This window comes from Thermodesulfobacteriota bacterium (assembly GCA_026415035.1).
Taxonomy (GTDB): Bacteria; Desulfobacterota; BSN033; order BSN033; family UBA1163; genus RBG-16-49-23.
The window spans coordinates 59,118-73,203 of sequence record JAOAHX010000017.1; the positions used below are offsets into that span (position 1 = coordinate 59,118).

The 14,086-nt window shown below is 54.4% G+C and carries 12 protein-coding genes; 5 read left to right on the forward strand and 7 right to left on the reverse strand.

All coding sequences use genetic code 11. The features are described from left to right. Positions 1-160: 160 nt before the first annotated feature. Positions 161-1,267 (forward strand): zinc dependent phospholipase C family protein, encoded by a 1,107-nt coding sequence (locus tag N3G78_10585; protein ID MCX8118367.1) that lies wholly within the window; start codon positions 161-163, stop codon positions 1,265-1,267. Here N3G78_10585 and N3G78_10590 read toward each other — a convergent pair. Further along, positions 1,257-1,913, reverse strand: a complete 657-nt coding sequence (locus tag N3G78_10590; GenBank protein MCX8118368.1) for a TIGR00730 family Rossman fold protein — start codon at positions 1,911-1,913, stop codon at positions 1,257-1,259. The two genes, N3G78_10585 and N3G78_10590, sit on opposite strands and share 11 nt — an antisense overlap. 138 nt (positions 1,914-2,051) lie before the next feature. Between N3G78_10590 and N3G78_10595 the strand changes: the two genes are divergently transcribed. The 3 genes from N3G78_10595 to N3G78_10605 are packed head-to-tail and all read left to right on the forward strand — an operon-like array spanning position 2,052 to position 5,679. Further along, positions 2,052-3,671, forward strand: coding sequence for an MBL fold metallo-hydrolase (locus tag N3G78_10595; GenBank protein ID MCX8118369.1), 1,620 nt, complete (start codon positions 2,052-2,054; stop codon positions 3,669-3,671). 52 nt (positions 3,672-3,723) lie between these two features. Next, entirely contained in the window at positions 3,724-4,947 is a 1,224-nt protein-coding gene (locus N3G78_10600) for a DUF401 family protein (GenBank protein MCX8118370.1), read from the forward strand. A 12-nt stretch (positions 4,948-4,959) separates the two neighbouring features. Next, the gene (locus N3G78_10605; GenBank protein ID MCX8118371.1) at positions 4,960-5,679 is read left to right on the forward strand and encodes a DUF4412 domain-containing protein; all 720 of its coding nucleotides are present in this window, start codon (positions 4,960-4,962) and stop codon (positions 5,677-5,679) included. A gap of 37 nt (positions 5,680-5,716) precedes the next feature. Here the strand turns inward: N3G78_10605 and N3G78_10610 are convergent, their stop codons facing one another. Together N3G78_10610 and N3G78_10615 are read right to left on the reverse strand one after the other, a co-directional pair. Beyond that, complete coding sequence (locus tag N3G78_10610; protein ID MCX8118372.1) at positions 5,717-6,232, reverse strand: DNA-binding protein; 516 nt, start codon at positions 6,230-6,232, stop codon at positions 5,717-5,719. A 32-nt stretch (positions 6,233-6,264) separates the two neighbouring features. Beyond that, on the reverse strand, positions 6,265-7,959 hold the full coding sequence (locus N3G78_10615) for a glutamine--tRNA ligase/YqeY domain fusion protein (GenBank protein ID MCX8118373.1): 1,695 nt from the start codon (positions 7,957-7,959) through the stop codon (positions 6,265-6,267). Positions 7,960-8,115: 156 nt separating this feature from the next. Here N3G78_10615 and N3G78_10620 point away from each other — a divergent pair, with 156 nt between their 5' ends. After that, the gene (locus N3G78_10620) at positions 8,116-9,057 is read left to right on the forward strand and encodes an HD domain-containing protein (protein ID MCX8118374.1); all 942 of its coding nucleotides are present in this window, start codon (positions 8,116-8,118) and stop codon (positions 9,055-9,057) included. 63 nt (positions 9,058-9,120) lie between these two features. Here the strand turns inward: N3G78_10620 and N3G78_10625 are convergent, their stop codons facing one another. From N3G78_10625 to N3G78_10640, 4 genes are all read right to left on the reverse strand, one after another. Then, a complete protein-coding gene (locus N3G78_10625) occupies positions 9,121-9,819 on the reverse strand; it encodes an acetate--CoA ligase family protein (protein MCX8118375.1) in 699 nt (232 codons plus the stop codon). Beyond that, positions 9,816-11,228, reverse strand: a complete 1,413-nt coding sequence (locus N3G78_10630) for a CoA-binding protein (GenBank protein MCX8118376.1) — start codon at positions 11,226-11,228, stop codon at positions 9,816-9,818. Before N3G78_10630 ends, N3G78_10625 begins: the two co-directional genes overlap by 4 nt. Before the next feature lie 838 nt (positions 11,229-12,066). Continuing rightward, positions 12,067-12,900 carry a hypothetical protein gene (locus N3G78_10635; protein MCX8118377.1) on the reverse strand — a complete coding sequence of 278 codons (834 nt, stop codon included), beginning with the start codon at positions 12,898-12,900 and terminating at the stop codon, positions 12,067-12,069. Positions 12,901-13,898: 998 nt separating this feature from the next. Further along, positions 13,899-14,086: hypothetical protein (locus N3G78_10640; GenBank protein MCX8118378.1), on the reverse strand; the 188-nt coding region annotated here is incomplete at its 5' end.

Here is a 14,086-nt window from a genome sequence, read left to right on the forward strand (position 1 = left end):
TTCGGTGGAAGATTCATCGTCTCTGACATGGACGCCTCAAGCTTATTACGTCCCCTTCGGGGTTGTCAAATCGAAGCGGTCGTCTCTCCTTCCCTTTCCCTTGACCGTCGATCCGTTCTAAAATAAGATGGTCTGGCGAGTTCCGGTAGAGGAGGAGACCATGCCGGCCTGCATCGCCCATCTGCTCATCTGCAACAAGGCGGTCAAAGTCCTTCAGGAGGGAGACGAATACGAATCGTTTATCGCTCTTCTCGATGCCGACCAGCATAAACCCTTTCTCAACCTCGGCGCGATCGGCCCTGACCTCTCCTATTTCGGGACCGAGTGGAAGGGGCTTCAGAACCTCCTCCTCGAAGGGTCGGACAAACCCCTCGGCGTGGACGGCTGGTCCTATCTTCTCCATTCGAAAGACCCCAATCGATTTCCCCTCGCCCTGATCGAGCTGATCTGGAAGGATACCCGTTGGGAGGAGGAGGAATGGGAGGGCGTTGACCTCGATAAGTTTGCCTTCACCTGCGGGTATCTCTCCCATATGGCCGCTGACCAGATCATCCACCGGAGGGTGAACGAGATCGCCGGCCCCTATTACCGCGCAGGAGAGAACCGGAAGCTCCACCGCAGGTGCGAGATTTACCAGGACGTGGCCCTTTTTCAGACCCTTTATCCCGAAGAAGATTTCATGGAGAAGGCCTTTCATCGCTGGGTCGATATTTCGCCCGAAAGTTCACGCAACGCGCCGGATTGGTTCCGCTATTATCTCCAGAGGGCCTTTGTCGAGACCCATGGCGTCTTTCCGGAAGAGGGGAGGATCGAAGACTGGCTGGACGGGTTGCTCCTCATCCTCAGGGGCCTCAAGTGGATCGGCCCCTACAAAGTCGCTTATGAGGAGTGGAAGGAACAGGGGATGTCCTCGGAGAGCTTCTCTCTCTTCTTCAAAGACTACCTTTCCCTCTTCTTTGAGGCCGTCGAATTGACCGGGATCTACTGGAGGGCCGTCTTCGAGCTTTACGACCCGCCGGAGGGAACCCTTCAGATCGACGATCGAATGCGGGCGCGATTCCGAAGGATCGTTCAGAACGCCGATCTCTCCTCTCCCCTTCAGAGGGAGATCTTGAAGGACGCCCGGGCCGCCCTCCAGGCGAGGGTCCCCCGCAAGTTTGGTCCCCTCGTCAGAAAGGCCCAGCGACCTATCAATCGAGAGGCGATCCTCTCCATCAAGGCCGAGGATGTCGGGAGATTGGAAAAAGGGAGGGCGGTTAAAGGATGACCGTCTTCTTGATGGTCCGGACGACCTCTTCTGGATCGTCGACGACCTGAAGGATGCAGAGGTCTTCAGGAGAGATCTTGCCTTCTTTGAGGACGACCTCCTTGAGCCACTCGAGGAGGCCCTTCCAATAGCTGGAGCCGACGAGGATGACCGGGAAGGGCCTGATCTTCTTCGTCTGGATGAGGGTCACGGATTCGAAGAGTTCGTCCATCGTCCCGAATCCGCCTGGGAGGATGACGTAGGCCACTGCATACTTTACGAACATCACCTTCCGGACGAAGAAGTAACGGTATCTGAGCTGGATGTTCGCATAGGGGTTGGGTTTCTGCTCCATGGGGAGCTCGATGTTGAGGCCGATGGAGTTTCCTCCTGCCAGGGCCGCTCCCTTGTTGGCCGCCTCCATGACCCCCGGGCCTCCGCCCGTGATGACCGAGAACCCGTTCTCCGCCAAGAGCTGGCCGATCCGTTCGGCCTTCTGATAGATCTCGTCGCCCGGTTTGACCCGGGTGGAGCCGAAGATGGAGACCGCAGGGTGGTACTTGGCAAGGGTGTCGAACCCCTCGACGAACTCTGCCATGATGTGGAACATCCTCCAGGATTCCTGGGCCGAGATCCGGTCGACGACGTATTGATGGTTATTCGGCATGGCTCCCCCCGACCCTATTATGGGTTCTTCACTTCCTTTCGTCAATGGTTCTGTTCATTCTATCGGCAACTTTCGTTGAAAATTTGAGGTTTTTGTTTTAGGAATCGGTTAACCTTTAGAACCGGGAAAGGGCCGAGGTTGATCCACGTTCAATTCTTGGGAGGGGCGAGGACTGTCACGGGCTCGGCCACCCTTTTGGAGAACCGTTCCTGGAAGTGCCTCATCGACTGCGGATTGTTCCAGGGCGGGAAAGAGGTGGAAAAGAGGAACTTCCGTACCCGGCCTTACCATCCCCGCGACCTCTCTTTCATCCTCCTGACCCACGCCCATATCGACCACAGCGGACTCCTTCCCAGGTTGGTGAGGGAGGGTTTTCGGGGAAAGGTGGTCTGCACCGGGGCAACCTTCGACCTGTGCCAGGTGATGCTCAGGGACAGTGCCCATATCCAGGAGATGGAGGCGGAGTGGCAGAACCGCAAAAACAGGAGATCGGGCGGAGAGGGGATGGAACCGCTCTACACACTGAAGGATGCCGAAAGGAGCCTCCATTATTTCCTCCCCATCCCTTATCGCGAAACCCTTTCCCTTGCCGACGGTCTCTCCGTTCGTTTTCAAGACGCAGGCCACATCCTCGGTTCGGCCATCATCGAAGTATGGGTCGAGGTGGGAACCCAGAAGAAGAAGCTGGTCTTTTCCGGAGACCTCGGGTCTTCGGGACAGCCCATCGTCAAAGACCCCACCTCCATTCGAGAGGCGGATCTCCTCTGGCTCGAATCGACCTATGGAGATCGGCTCCACAAATCGAAGGAGGAGACGGAGAAGGAGCTGTTAGGGATCGTCCAGGAGGCGATCCGGGATCAGGGGAAGGTGATCATCCCGGCCTTTGCGATCGAGCGCACCCAGGAGATCATTTACACGATCGGACGATTTATGAGACAGGGGCTCCTTCCCTCCATCCCCATTTATATCGACAGCCCCTTGGCGATCTCGGCCACAGAGATCTTCAAGAGACATCCGGAATGCTTCGATGGAGAGATGGTGGATGTCCTTGCGAGGGGCGAGGACCCACTGGCGCTTCCGGAGATCCACTATACCCGGACCACGGAAGAGTCCAAGGCCATCAATGAAGACCAGAGGCCGGGGATCATCATCTCGGCAAGCGGGATGTGCGATTCGGGAAGGATCAAACATCACCTCAAGCACCACCTTTGGAAGGAGAAGTCCCATATCGTATTCGTCGGCTACCAGGGGGAAGGGACCGTGGGGAGAAGGCTCGTCGATGGCGCCCAGAGCATTCGGCTCTTCGGCGAGGAGATCGCCGTGAGGGCAAAGGTCCATACCCTGGGAGGTTTTTCAGCCCATGCCGACCAGAAAGGGCTCCTCGATTGGCTCTCCCACTTCGAGAATCCCGACCTGGAGGTCTTCGTCAATCATGGCGAAGAGAAGGCCTCCCTGGAACTGGCCCGTCAGATCCGGGAGCGGTTTTCTTTAAAGGTGAGCGTCCCGCGCTGGCAGGAGAGGAGAACCCTCTTCGGGCCCGAAGGGAGCTCCGTGATCGAAGAGGAGGTGGGCCCGGAGGAGAGATCCGAGGAAAAACTTCATGACCTTCTGAAGCACCTGGACAGAAATTACAAGAGGCTTCGGAAGAAATTTAGGTCCCTCAGAAGGAGGGCGAGCGAGGAGATCTCCGACCCTCGCCAACTCAGGCAGTTAGAAGAGGTGAACCGGAGGATCGAGGAACTGGTCTCGGAGCTTTAAGGGCCGACAGGGATCGAACACGAAAGGGAAATTCACATCGGGAGGACCCTTTGTGGTAGCGCTGGTCAAGATCGGGATCGTTTTCCTGGCGATCCTTTTTATGATCCATCGGAAGGTCAGCCTCTGGGTAGCCCTTCTTGTGGCCACTTTTCTCCTGGGCCTCCTTTTTCATTTGCCCCTAAAGAAGATCGCCGAAGGGCTGGCCTCTTCGTTTGCCGACGGGCGGACGCTTTTGCTCCTCAGCGCCTTCTTCTCCATCCTCCTCTTCAGCAATCTCTTGAAAGAGACGGGGCGGATGAATCAGATCATGGAAGGGTTTCGAGCCACCCTGAAAGATGCCCGGCTGGTGATCGCCGTGCTCCCCGCCATCATCGGATTAATGCCCATCGTGGGAGGGGCGCTACTCTCCGCACCTATGGTCGTCGAGAGTTCGGATGAGCTCAAGCTCTCTCCCGAAAGGCGGACCTTCATCAATTACTGGTTTCGCCATCTCTGGGAGTATGTGCTTCCGACCTATCCCGCTCTTCTCCTGGCGGCGTCTCTGATCGGCGTCCCGGTGAGAAGGCTCTGCTGGCTCAATCTCCCCCTCACACCGGCCGCCCTTCTGGGCGGAATCCTCGTGGGCTACCGGGGCGTTTCAAAGGGGAGCGGGACTTCGGGATCCCTTCCGAGGAGGAATTCCTTTTTGAGCCTGTTGAAGAACCTCTTTCCCCTCGCCTTTGCCCTCTGCCTCGTGGTGGGGTTTCAGGTGGAGCTTGTCATCGCCTTCGGGATCACGATCGCCGGGATGATCGTGGCTTTCAAGATCGGGAAACAGGCCCTGATCAAGGGAGTGAAGGAGAGCCTCGGCATCGAGCTGCTCTTGGCGATCGCCTTCGTCATGGGGTTCAAGAATGTCCTCGAATCGTCCCGGGCCATTCCTGCCGTGTCAGAGGCCTTGGCTCGCCTGGGCATCCCCCTCTTTCTGATCGCCCTCCTCATCCCGTTCCTCGTTGGCCTCATGACCGGCATGACGGTGGCGCCCATCGGAATCGGCTTTCCCATCCTCATCCCCTTGCTTAGACCTCACCCCCATTTTCACGCCTATATGATGCTCGCCTTTGCAGGCGGGATCTGCGGGGTGATGCTTTCCTTTCTCCATCCCTGTCTCATTCTGACGAGGGAGTATTTTAAGGCTGACTGGAGGGGTCTCTACCGGTTGCTCTGGTTTCCCGTGGTCTTTGTCCTCCTTGTGGGGTTTCTCTGGGCCGCCTTTCTGAGCCAATCCATGATGTGAGGGAGAGGGCAAATGAGGGGTAGGATTCTTATCTTTTGTTCAACGATTGGCATCCTGTTCTTCCTCTTCATGATCGAATCGGCCTGGTCCGGCCTCGTCATCGAGGAAGTCCATCAGGATCGGGAGGGGAGGATGGTCAAGATCATCCGGTCCTATTCGGGCCATCAATTTCGGACGGACCATCCCGAGGCCGGAGTCTCCACCATCATCGATTTTGAGGGGGATCGGTTGGTGATGATCGACCATGGCTCGAGAAGTTATGTTGAGATAAAGTTTTCCCTCTGGGAGAGGGAGGTGGCGGAACGCCTCAAGAGATCGGTGCCCCGAGTAAGGACCAGGGAGAGGCGAATCACGGTGATTCGGACCGGCCAGAGGGCCGTGATCAACGGATTTAAAACCGAGAAGATAGAAGTCCGAGCCGATGGCGAGCTGCTCGAAGAGAACTGGATGACCAGGGACATAGACCTCGGTGAGGTGGAGAGGGTGATGGAGAGGCTGGCCAGGAGTTTCTCCAAGGAGTTCAAGAGGGAGATGGAGGAGGGCCGGGAGATCTACGAGAAGTTGAGGCCCTATGGCCTCCCCATCTTGACGATGGACTACCAGCTCACCTATGGCCTGGGGCCGATCCCCGTCATGGAGGTCAAAAAAATAGAGAGAAAGGAATTGGGAAAGGACCTCTTTTTACCGCCCCCCGATTATCAGCGAATCCTGCCGGAGCCTTCCAAGAGATGAGCTTCTTCGATCGCTTACTCCTTTTCCAAGAGGCCCTCTATGGAGGAGATGGCCTTTTGGGCGAGAATTGGAGATCGACCTGATCGAGGCGGGGGTCGAGGCCTGCCGAAATATTGTTTTCTTCCAGAACCCCGATGACCACGACCACCTTGACCGAGGTGATCGTTCCCGGGATGAGGTGTCCTCCCAGGGTGACGACCTGATCACCCATCACGGTGGAGGCAGAGAAGTGGGCATGGATTTCCGGCCTCCCATCCTCTCTCGTGGCGATCCAGCCCGTCAAGGAGACGATCTCCATGGGCTGATCCAGTTCCAGGTAGAGACGATGTTTCGGCTCAACCTTCAGGTCGGGAGGGAGGACTTTGAGGTTGCGGAAGGTCGCCTTCCTCAACGCCCCGATGCCCGAGAGGAGGATTCCCGTCTGGATATGCTCTTTTTCGACAAGCGCCTCGATCCCTTTGAGGAGATCGACCCCCATGGCGAGCTTTCCCACGACCACCCGGCCCATTTTGGCCCTGCCTATTCCTTCCAAAGGATCGTCACGATGTTCCATCGGGTCCTTCCTTGTTTGATGAACGAAAGGAACTAACCTTTTTCCTGGCTCGCAATTTTTGCCCAGGTGTCGCGGAGGGAAACCACGCGGTTGAAGACGAGGTGCTGTGGGGTGGCGTCCTTCGAATCGAGGCAGAAGTAGCCGAGTCGCTCGAATTGAAAGCGGTCCTCCACCGTGGCGGAGGCCAGGCTTGGCTCGAGACGGCAGGAGGAGACGATTTCGAGGGAATTTGGGTTGAGATAGGAGAGAAAATCCTCCTCTCCGGCCATCGGGTCTGGCACCTGGAAGAGGCGATCGTATAGCCGGACCTCGGCAGGGATGGAATGTGCTGCTGAGACCCAGTGAATCACCCCCTCCACCTTTCGACCCTCCGGTGGCGACCCATGAAGGGTTTGAGGATCGTAGGTGCAGTGCACCTCTTTGATCTCTCCCGTTCGTTCATCCTTCACCAGGCTCTCACATTTGACGAGATAGGCATACCGAAGACGGACCTCTCGGCCGGGAGCCAATCGATTATATTTCTTGGGAGGGTTTTCATGGAAGTCCTCTCGTTCGATATATAACACCCTGGAGAAGGGGACCTTTCGGGTCCCGAAGGATGGTTTCTGGGGGTGATTAGGACATTCGATCTCTTCAACCTTTCCTTCCGGGTAATTATCGATGACCAGGCGGAGCGGTCTCAGGACGGCCATCGCCCTTTGGGCACGTTCGTTCAGGTCTTCTCGGACGCAGTGTTCGAGGAGGGAGAGATCGACGAGGTTCTCCCGCTTCGCCACGCCGATCTTCGAACAGAAGTTCCGGATGGCCTCGGGCGGATAGCCCCGCCTTCGCATTCCAGCCAGGGTGGGCATTCGAGGATCGTCCCATCCGTTCACCAGACCCCTTTCGACGAGTTCGATCAACCTCCGTTTGCTGAGGACGGTATAGCTGAGGTTGAGTCTGGCAAACTCGATCTGTTGAGGGTGACACTCGACCTTCAGTTGGTCCAAGATCCAATCATAAAGGGCCCGGTTGTTTTCGAACTCGAGGGTGCAGATCGAATGGGTGATCCCCTCGATGGAATCGGAGAGGCAGTGGGCGAAGTCGTACATGGGATAGATGCACCACTTCGTTCCGGTCCGGTAATGGGGGGTCCGCTTGATCCGGTAGAGGACCGGGTCCCGCATCGTGATGTTGGGAGAGGCCATGTCGATCTTGGCCCGAAGGACATGGGTGCCATCTTCAAATTCCCCGGCCCGCATTCGTGCGAAGAGATCGAGATTCTCTTCGACGGTCCGGTTGCGATAAGGGCTCTCTTTCCCCGGCTCGGTCAGGGTTCCCCTCTGTTGGCGGATCTCCTCGGGGCTCAGGCTGCAGACATAGGCCTTGCCCTCCTTGATCAATTGGACGGCATATTGGTAGAGTTGTTCGTAATAATCCGAGGCGTAAAAGAGGCGGTCTTCCCAGTCGAAGCCGAGCCATCGGACGTCTCGGATGATGGCATCGACGTATTCCTGGCTTTCCCCGCTCGGGTCCGTATCGTCCATCCGGAGATTACAGGTCCCTCCGTACTGGGCGGCGATTCCGAAGTTGAGACAGATCGATTTGGCGTGGCCGATATGGAGATAGCCGTTCGGCTCCGGAGGGAAGCGCGTGGCCACCCGCCCTCCGAACCTGCCTGTCCGGTTATGTTCATCGATGATCTCCCTGATGAAATCGGTCGGCACGGGAGCGGTCGATTGGCTCATAGACAAGCTCCTTTTCCGGGATTTCCGATGAGCGAGGTCTCCCTCGTTTTAGGCAAAATCCGTTTGATATCCGATGGCTAAGATGATAAAATTTATAACGCCATCCGATCTGAAATACAAGGGAAGGGTCAAAAAAGGGTTCTCCGAGGGGGAGGTATGGACCAGGTCAAAGAATTCATTGTCAAACATTTTGAGAAGATCCTCGTCCTCATCATCCTGGCGGCCGCCATCGTCGGGACCCACCTCATCGAGGAGAAATCGATCGTCCTCAATTTTTACTACCTCCCCGTCCTCGCCTCCGGTTATTTCTTGGGGAGGCGATTGGGGGTTCTGACCGCGGTCTTTTCGATCCTCATGATCGTCATCTCCGTCATCCTCTTCCCGGAGAGCTTCTTCGAAAGAGGGGAAGTCCTGAAGGGCTCCTTAAAACTTCTTTCATGGGGCGGGTTTCTCATCCTGGCCAGCGTCACCGTGGGGACCCTTTACGAGGAGAACGAACGACGGCTGAAGGATTTGAAGAATGCCTACATCGGAGTCCTGGAGGTCCTTTCGAAGTATCTCGAATCGACGGACCGCTATACGAAGGGCCACTCGGTGAGGGTCTCGGAATTGGCCATGGAGATCGCCATCGCCATGGATTTGTCCCGAAAGGACGTGGAGAATGTGCGGGTGGCGGGCTTGCTCCACGATATCGGCAAGGTGGAGATCAGCGGGGAGATCCTCCGGAAGGCGGCCGAGTTGACGACCGAGGAGAAGGAGATCATGGGCGAACATACGGTGAAAGGGGCCTACCTTCTGACCTCGGTGGGCTCGGTTCTCAAAGAAGTCGTTCCGATCGTCATCTCCCATCATAAATATTTTATGGATCAAAATGTCCAATCCAACGTGGACCCGAAAGCTTCCGACATCCCTCTCGGTGCCCGGATCATCGCGGTGGCCGATGCCTTCGATGCCATGACCACGGACCGACCCTACCGCAAAGGGATGCCGCCCTGGGAGGCGATGGAGGAGATCGTGAAGAATGCGGGCCGACAGTTCGACCCCAGAGTGGTCGATGCCTTCAAGCAGGTCATCCGGGGTAGAATGGAAAAGATCTGAGGGGTCCCGATCGTGCTTCTCGGATGCTTTCGAACAATCCCATCGTGAAGAAAAGGGGTTTGATCATCCTTCGAGGATGATTCTTGCATCCACAGCGAGGGCCCCCTTTTTGTAGGCGAAAATGGGGTTGAGATCGAGCTCCTTGATCTCCGGCCATCTCTCCATCAGAGTCGAGACTTTCATGAGGGTCTCGATCAACGCGGGGATATCCGCAGGCTCCTTCCCCCGATACCCCTTTAAGAGGGGGTAGCCTTTAATCTCCTCGATCATCTCGAGGGCATCCCTTCGACCAAGAGGGATGATCCGGAAGGAGACGTCCTTGAGGACCTCCACAAAGATCCCCCCTAATCCGAACATGATCACCGGGCCGAATTGGGGGTCCTTGCTTGTTCCGATGATCACCTCGGTACCGGGCCTGACCATCTTCTGGACGGAGATTCCCTGGATGGGAGAGGAAGGATGCCTCTTCTGAACGACCTCGAGGATTTCCCGGTAAGCCTTCCGAACTTCGGAAGAGGTCTTCAGATTAAGTTTCACCCCTCCTGAATCGCTCTTGTGGACAATCTCTGGCGAGTTAACCTTCAGGGCTACGGGCAACCCGACCTTTTGGGCGAGGAGGACCGCTTCCTTCTGTGAGCGGGCGAGCCTGGTTTCGACGACGGGGATTCCCGCCTCCTTCAGGAACATCTTCGATTCGAATTCGGTCAGGATGAGCCTCCCCTCCTTTCGGACTTGATCGAACATGCGTGTCGCCTTTTTCATCCCTTGCCTCCCTTTCTCTTTGCGTACTGCCAGGCCAGCGCGAGCGATTTGATGGCCATCTCCATTTCCGGAAAGACGGGAAACCCCAGGTCCTCGAGCTCACGGGTTAATTCCTGAACGGGAGCCGTCCTCGGCCCGTAAACCCACGTGGCAACCGGTTTGGGAATGCCCGGAAGCTCTCGGTAAATCCTGACATATTCTTCGAGGAATTCCCCGGAAGGGCCGGTCCAGAGGACATTGAAGACGGAGTCGATCGAGGAATCGGCCATCACCGTCTTCAGGATTTTCGAATAAATGGGCATGTAGTCATCAAAGACCGCCATGGCCGGTCCCACGTCGACGATCCGCCTCCCCATCCCGGGAAAGATTTCGTTGAGTCTTCTTCGGGTCTCCGACGAAAGGAGGGGGATGGTCAGCCCATATGGGGTCCCCTCGTCGATGGCCAACACCCCGACTCCGCCCGTGAAGGTGACGATCCCAAGCCGGTTTCCTCGGGGAAGGGGTTGGAAGGCAAAGATTTTTGGCAGCTCGAAGAGCTCCCGAAAGGTGTTGATGCGTATCACGCCTGCCTGCGCGCAGGCTCCATCGAAGATCCGGTCATCGACCGCAAGGGAGCCGGTATGGGACGCGGAAACCGCGGCCCCCTGTGTGGTCCTTCCCGATTTCAAAACGAGGACGGGTTTCTTCGAGGCGAGCCTTCTTGAGGCCCTTAAAAACCTCCGGCCATCCCGGATCCCCTCAATATAGAGGGAAACCACACGGGTGTCGGGGTCGCCCTCGAGATATTCCATCAGGTCGCATTCGTCCACGTCGGCCTTGTTTCCGAAATCACAGATCTTGCTCACCCCGTAGTGGAGATCTCCGTAAGGAAAGGCCTGGGGATTGATCATCCCCGTTTGGGCTCCGATGGCGATGGCCCCGGGCTTCACCTTCTCGTAGCCCATGGCATAGGGATTGGGGATGAACCCTTTGGAAGGGTTGGCCACTCCCGCTGTGTTGGGACCGAGGATTCGGATGCCCCCGTTTTGGGCGATGGCGACGATCTCCTCCTGGAGCCTTTTGCCCTCCTCATCCCTTTCGGCGAAGCCGTCCGAGACGACGATGGCGGCCCTCACCCTTTTTGCTACGCATTCTTTTAGGATCCCCGGCACAGAGCGGGCCGCCGTGATCACGAAGGCCAGGTCGATCGTTTCTGGAACCGCTTGAATCGACGGATAGACCTTAAACCCCACGGCCTCCCGGTAGGACGGATTGACAGGAAAGATTTGGCCCGAATAGCCCGCATGGAGGAGAGAGCGGATGACCACCGAGCCGCCGAAAAGCCCTCCCTTCAACGATCCGATCACCGCCACTGTGTTCGGCTCAAAAAAGAGATCGAGGAAGTTTTGGTTCGTTCTCTCTCTGGCCATGGGTTAAATCGCCCCTCAAAGACCCTACCAGATTAACCAGATCTTAAACCAATTTCAATCCGTACCGAGCCGGAGGAGGAGTCGGTTTAGTTTTGAAAACCCCGAGCGGGGGATTTCATTAAAAACTCAATTAAAGTCTTTTCGTGGAGATGGGATGGACTTGAAAAAGGAAATGAAAGGTCGCGATGGTACAAAAAGGGACGTCCTGGAGGTGCCAAAAGGGACGCCTTTGAGATTTGAACAACTTAACGCCCCTTCCCGATCCCTACTTAACGAGTACAATTTGTCCTTGCTGATTCTCATTACTCGGCTTGCATAATTAGAAATGGGTTCCCAAGGATATATCATAAACCCAATCCTCCGAACCTTCTTTCTCCCTTTCAATCCGGTCAATAAATTCATCTCCCCCAAGATAACGCTGATCCTTCACTCGATAGTATTTCTCTTCGTGCCCTCCCGATATTCCCTCCCACACAAATTGCCGATATCTTAGCCTGGCCTCAAACCTACTTGTTCTGTCAATACCGAACTTTCATTGCTTGCCCACAATTTTAATTCCAGCAACGTTTCTGAAATGGTTTGCCGTTATGAAGAAAGGTTGGGGGTGTATTGGCCCCCTGGATATAGTCCGAACTCAACCCCGGAGAAGATGTCTGGCGTGAAGGGAGGCCTCATCCGTTGCGCGAGCGGGCGTTTTCGGCTTCTTTGATACGAGGTCTAATGCCTTGTGTGTTTTAGTCTAATGCCTTGGATGTTTTGCGTCGTTTGGCATGTCTTCCCGATAAAATTATAAGCTTCTTTCGCACAATCTCAACTATCTATGCCTCCTAAAGTATGTTTATTCATTTATGGACTGACTAATAAGTTTCCCCCCCAAATCTTGGCGGCGGAACTGAAAGACTCTCCATTCGTTTTTCCCCTGAACTGAAAGAATGGCATTTCGAGTGACTTTATAGGTAAAGTTTAGCTGACGCTCCAGTGAAGCCTCCATATCGGCTTTAGGATTAAGCACAACCTCCTTATGTATCGAAAAGTGCTGTCGGAGAACGGATATATGGAACACTAAGGACTTCGGGTCGATTTCATTAGGATACCGAGATAGAAGAGCTTTAATGTCCCTTGCGATTATAGTGAGGACATTTAACAGAGTTGAATTATCCACAGCCTCAAGGAGGTGGAACCAGAGTCCATCTCCCGGGTCGCGAAGCAACTTTTCAAGGTCCTTTGCAACGGACTTGCTGCTCTTACGCCGAGGGGAGATGCCACCGAACTTAAATTCACAGTTAAGTAAAGAATTGGTTTTGTAATCACGGATGGTGACATCGAAACTGGCTCGGCTCGAGCTCTTTCCACTCTGGTGGTAACGACGAAGGGTAGGAGTCTCTACTGAGTAGAGAAAAGGTGAATCTTCAAGGGCACGAATAAAGAAAAAACGAGCTTCCTGTTCGCTGACACGAATCTTGCCGTTTGCAAACGTAGGAAAAACCAGCCGCGATTTAACCTTGTTATAGGTTTTGCGAACAGCAGAATCATATGCATTCCAAAGGAGTAAATCGGTTTGTTTTGCGAGTTTTTCGAGGTTTTTGAATAGAGAGGTATCAATTAGCAACATAGGCGCAATTGGGTCATATCCTTTTGGAATGATCCCGTTTCCCTTTCCAGATTTAGACATAACAATTGATTTTCCAACATGAAAGCTCAGCGGGAGCGGGATTTATTAGCGATCCGCTGGGGCCATTTGTTTGGAAGCTTGTTACGTTACTTATATAACCTTCGAATGCTTTTTTAGAAGGGCCCAGTTATTTTTGTACTGATCAATTTTCTCAACCGAAGGTTGATATCTCGCTCGGTGCCAAGTCACAGGGTCACCGCCCTTGAAGTACCCGAAGATCACCTGCGAGGGAACGATGAAAACATCTGGAAGCCCCTGAAACTTCTTCAAGTCAACCAAAGCAAAGAAAAGGCGAGAGTGATTCACCTAGGCCGAACTTCAGCCGATGTCCCACTCGTAATGGTGGAGGTTTTTCTCTTCTCCACGTCCGCGAGTCCGTACTGCCCATATAGTTGTCTTCACGTGTAAGGATACGCTTTTCGATCCGTCTAAGTTACAGAAGAGCAGGTCGGGTCCTCGAACATTCCTCGTCGTCGGGACTGTGTGGAAGCCAAGGAAGCTCAAGTAAGACGCTACCTAATGGACTCCTACGACGCCCATTAATTGACTCCAGTTTTGTTATTCATTCATAGCTACTCCTTTGCTCCACTTACGGTCTATATGGATTGCGATCCATGACCGGTATGAAAGTATCACCTACCTAGGGAAATTTTTCCGCATGATTAATATGTTGGCTTTATACTCTTGGTCAACAATGAAGACCTTCACATCAGCTTGGTACTCGTACTTTACCAGTTCGCCACCGGCTATCAACTGGGCGTTTTATTCCTTGTATGGTTGGTCTACGAATAAACTATGTACTAGGCTTTATAATCTTGATCGACGATAAAAACTTTCGCTCTTGCCATAGCATTTCCCCTTTTATTTCTTGCCTAACGTCTGAAATCAGCCGACGCTGTAAGCGTCCGGCTGGATTTGTTTGTTAGGCTCTCGGCCTTCCTCTTAAAGTAGATAATCAAGCCAGCCCTCCATCCCTTTAGGACCTGTAACTCGAGATTTTAGATTTCGGATTTTTCGATTTGTACCTCCATTATTTCTTTATGAATGTCGTCAGCTAATTCAATTTCCAACTTTTTACTCTTAGACCTTGCTACCGCGGAAGGTATGCCAGCGTAATTAATATCGATGCCTGGTGGAACACTCCAAGTGCAAATAACCGATATGGCAGTTTTTGACATGCCAATAG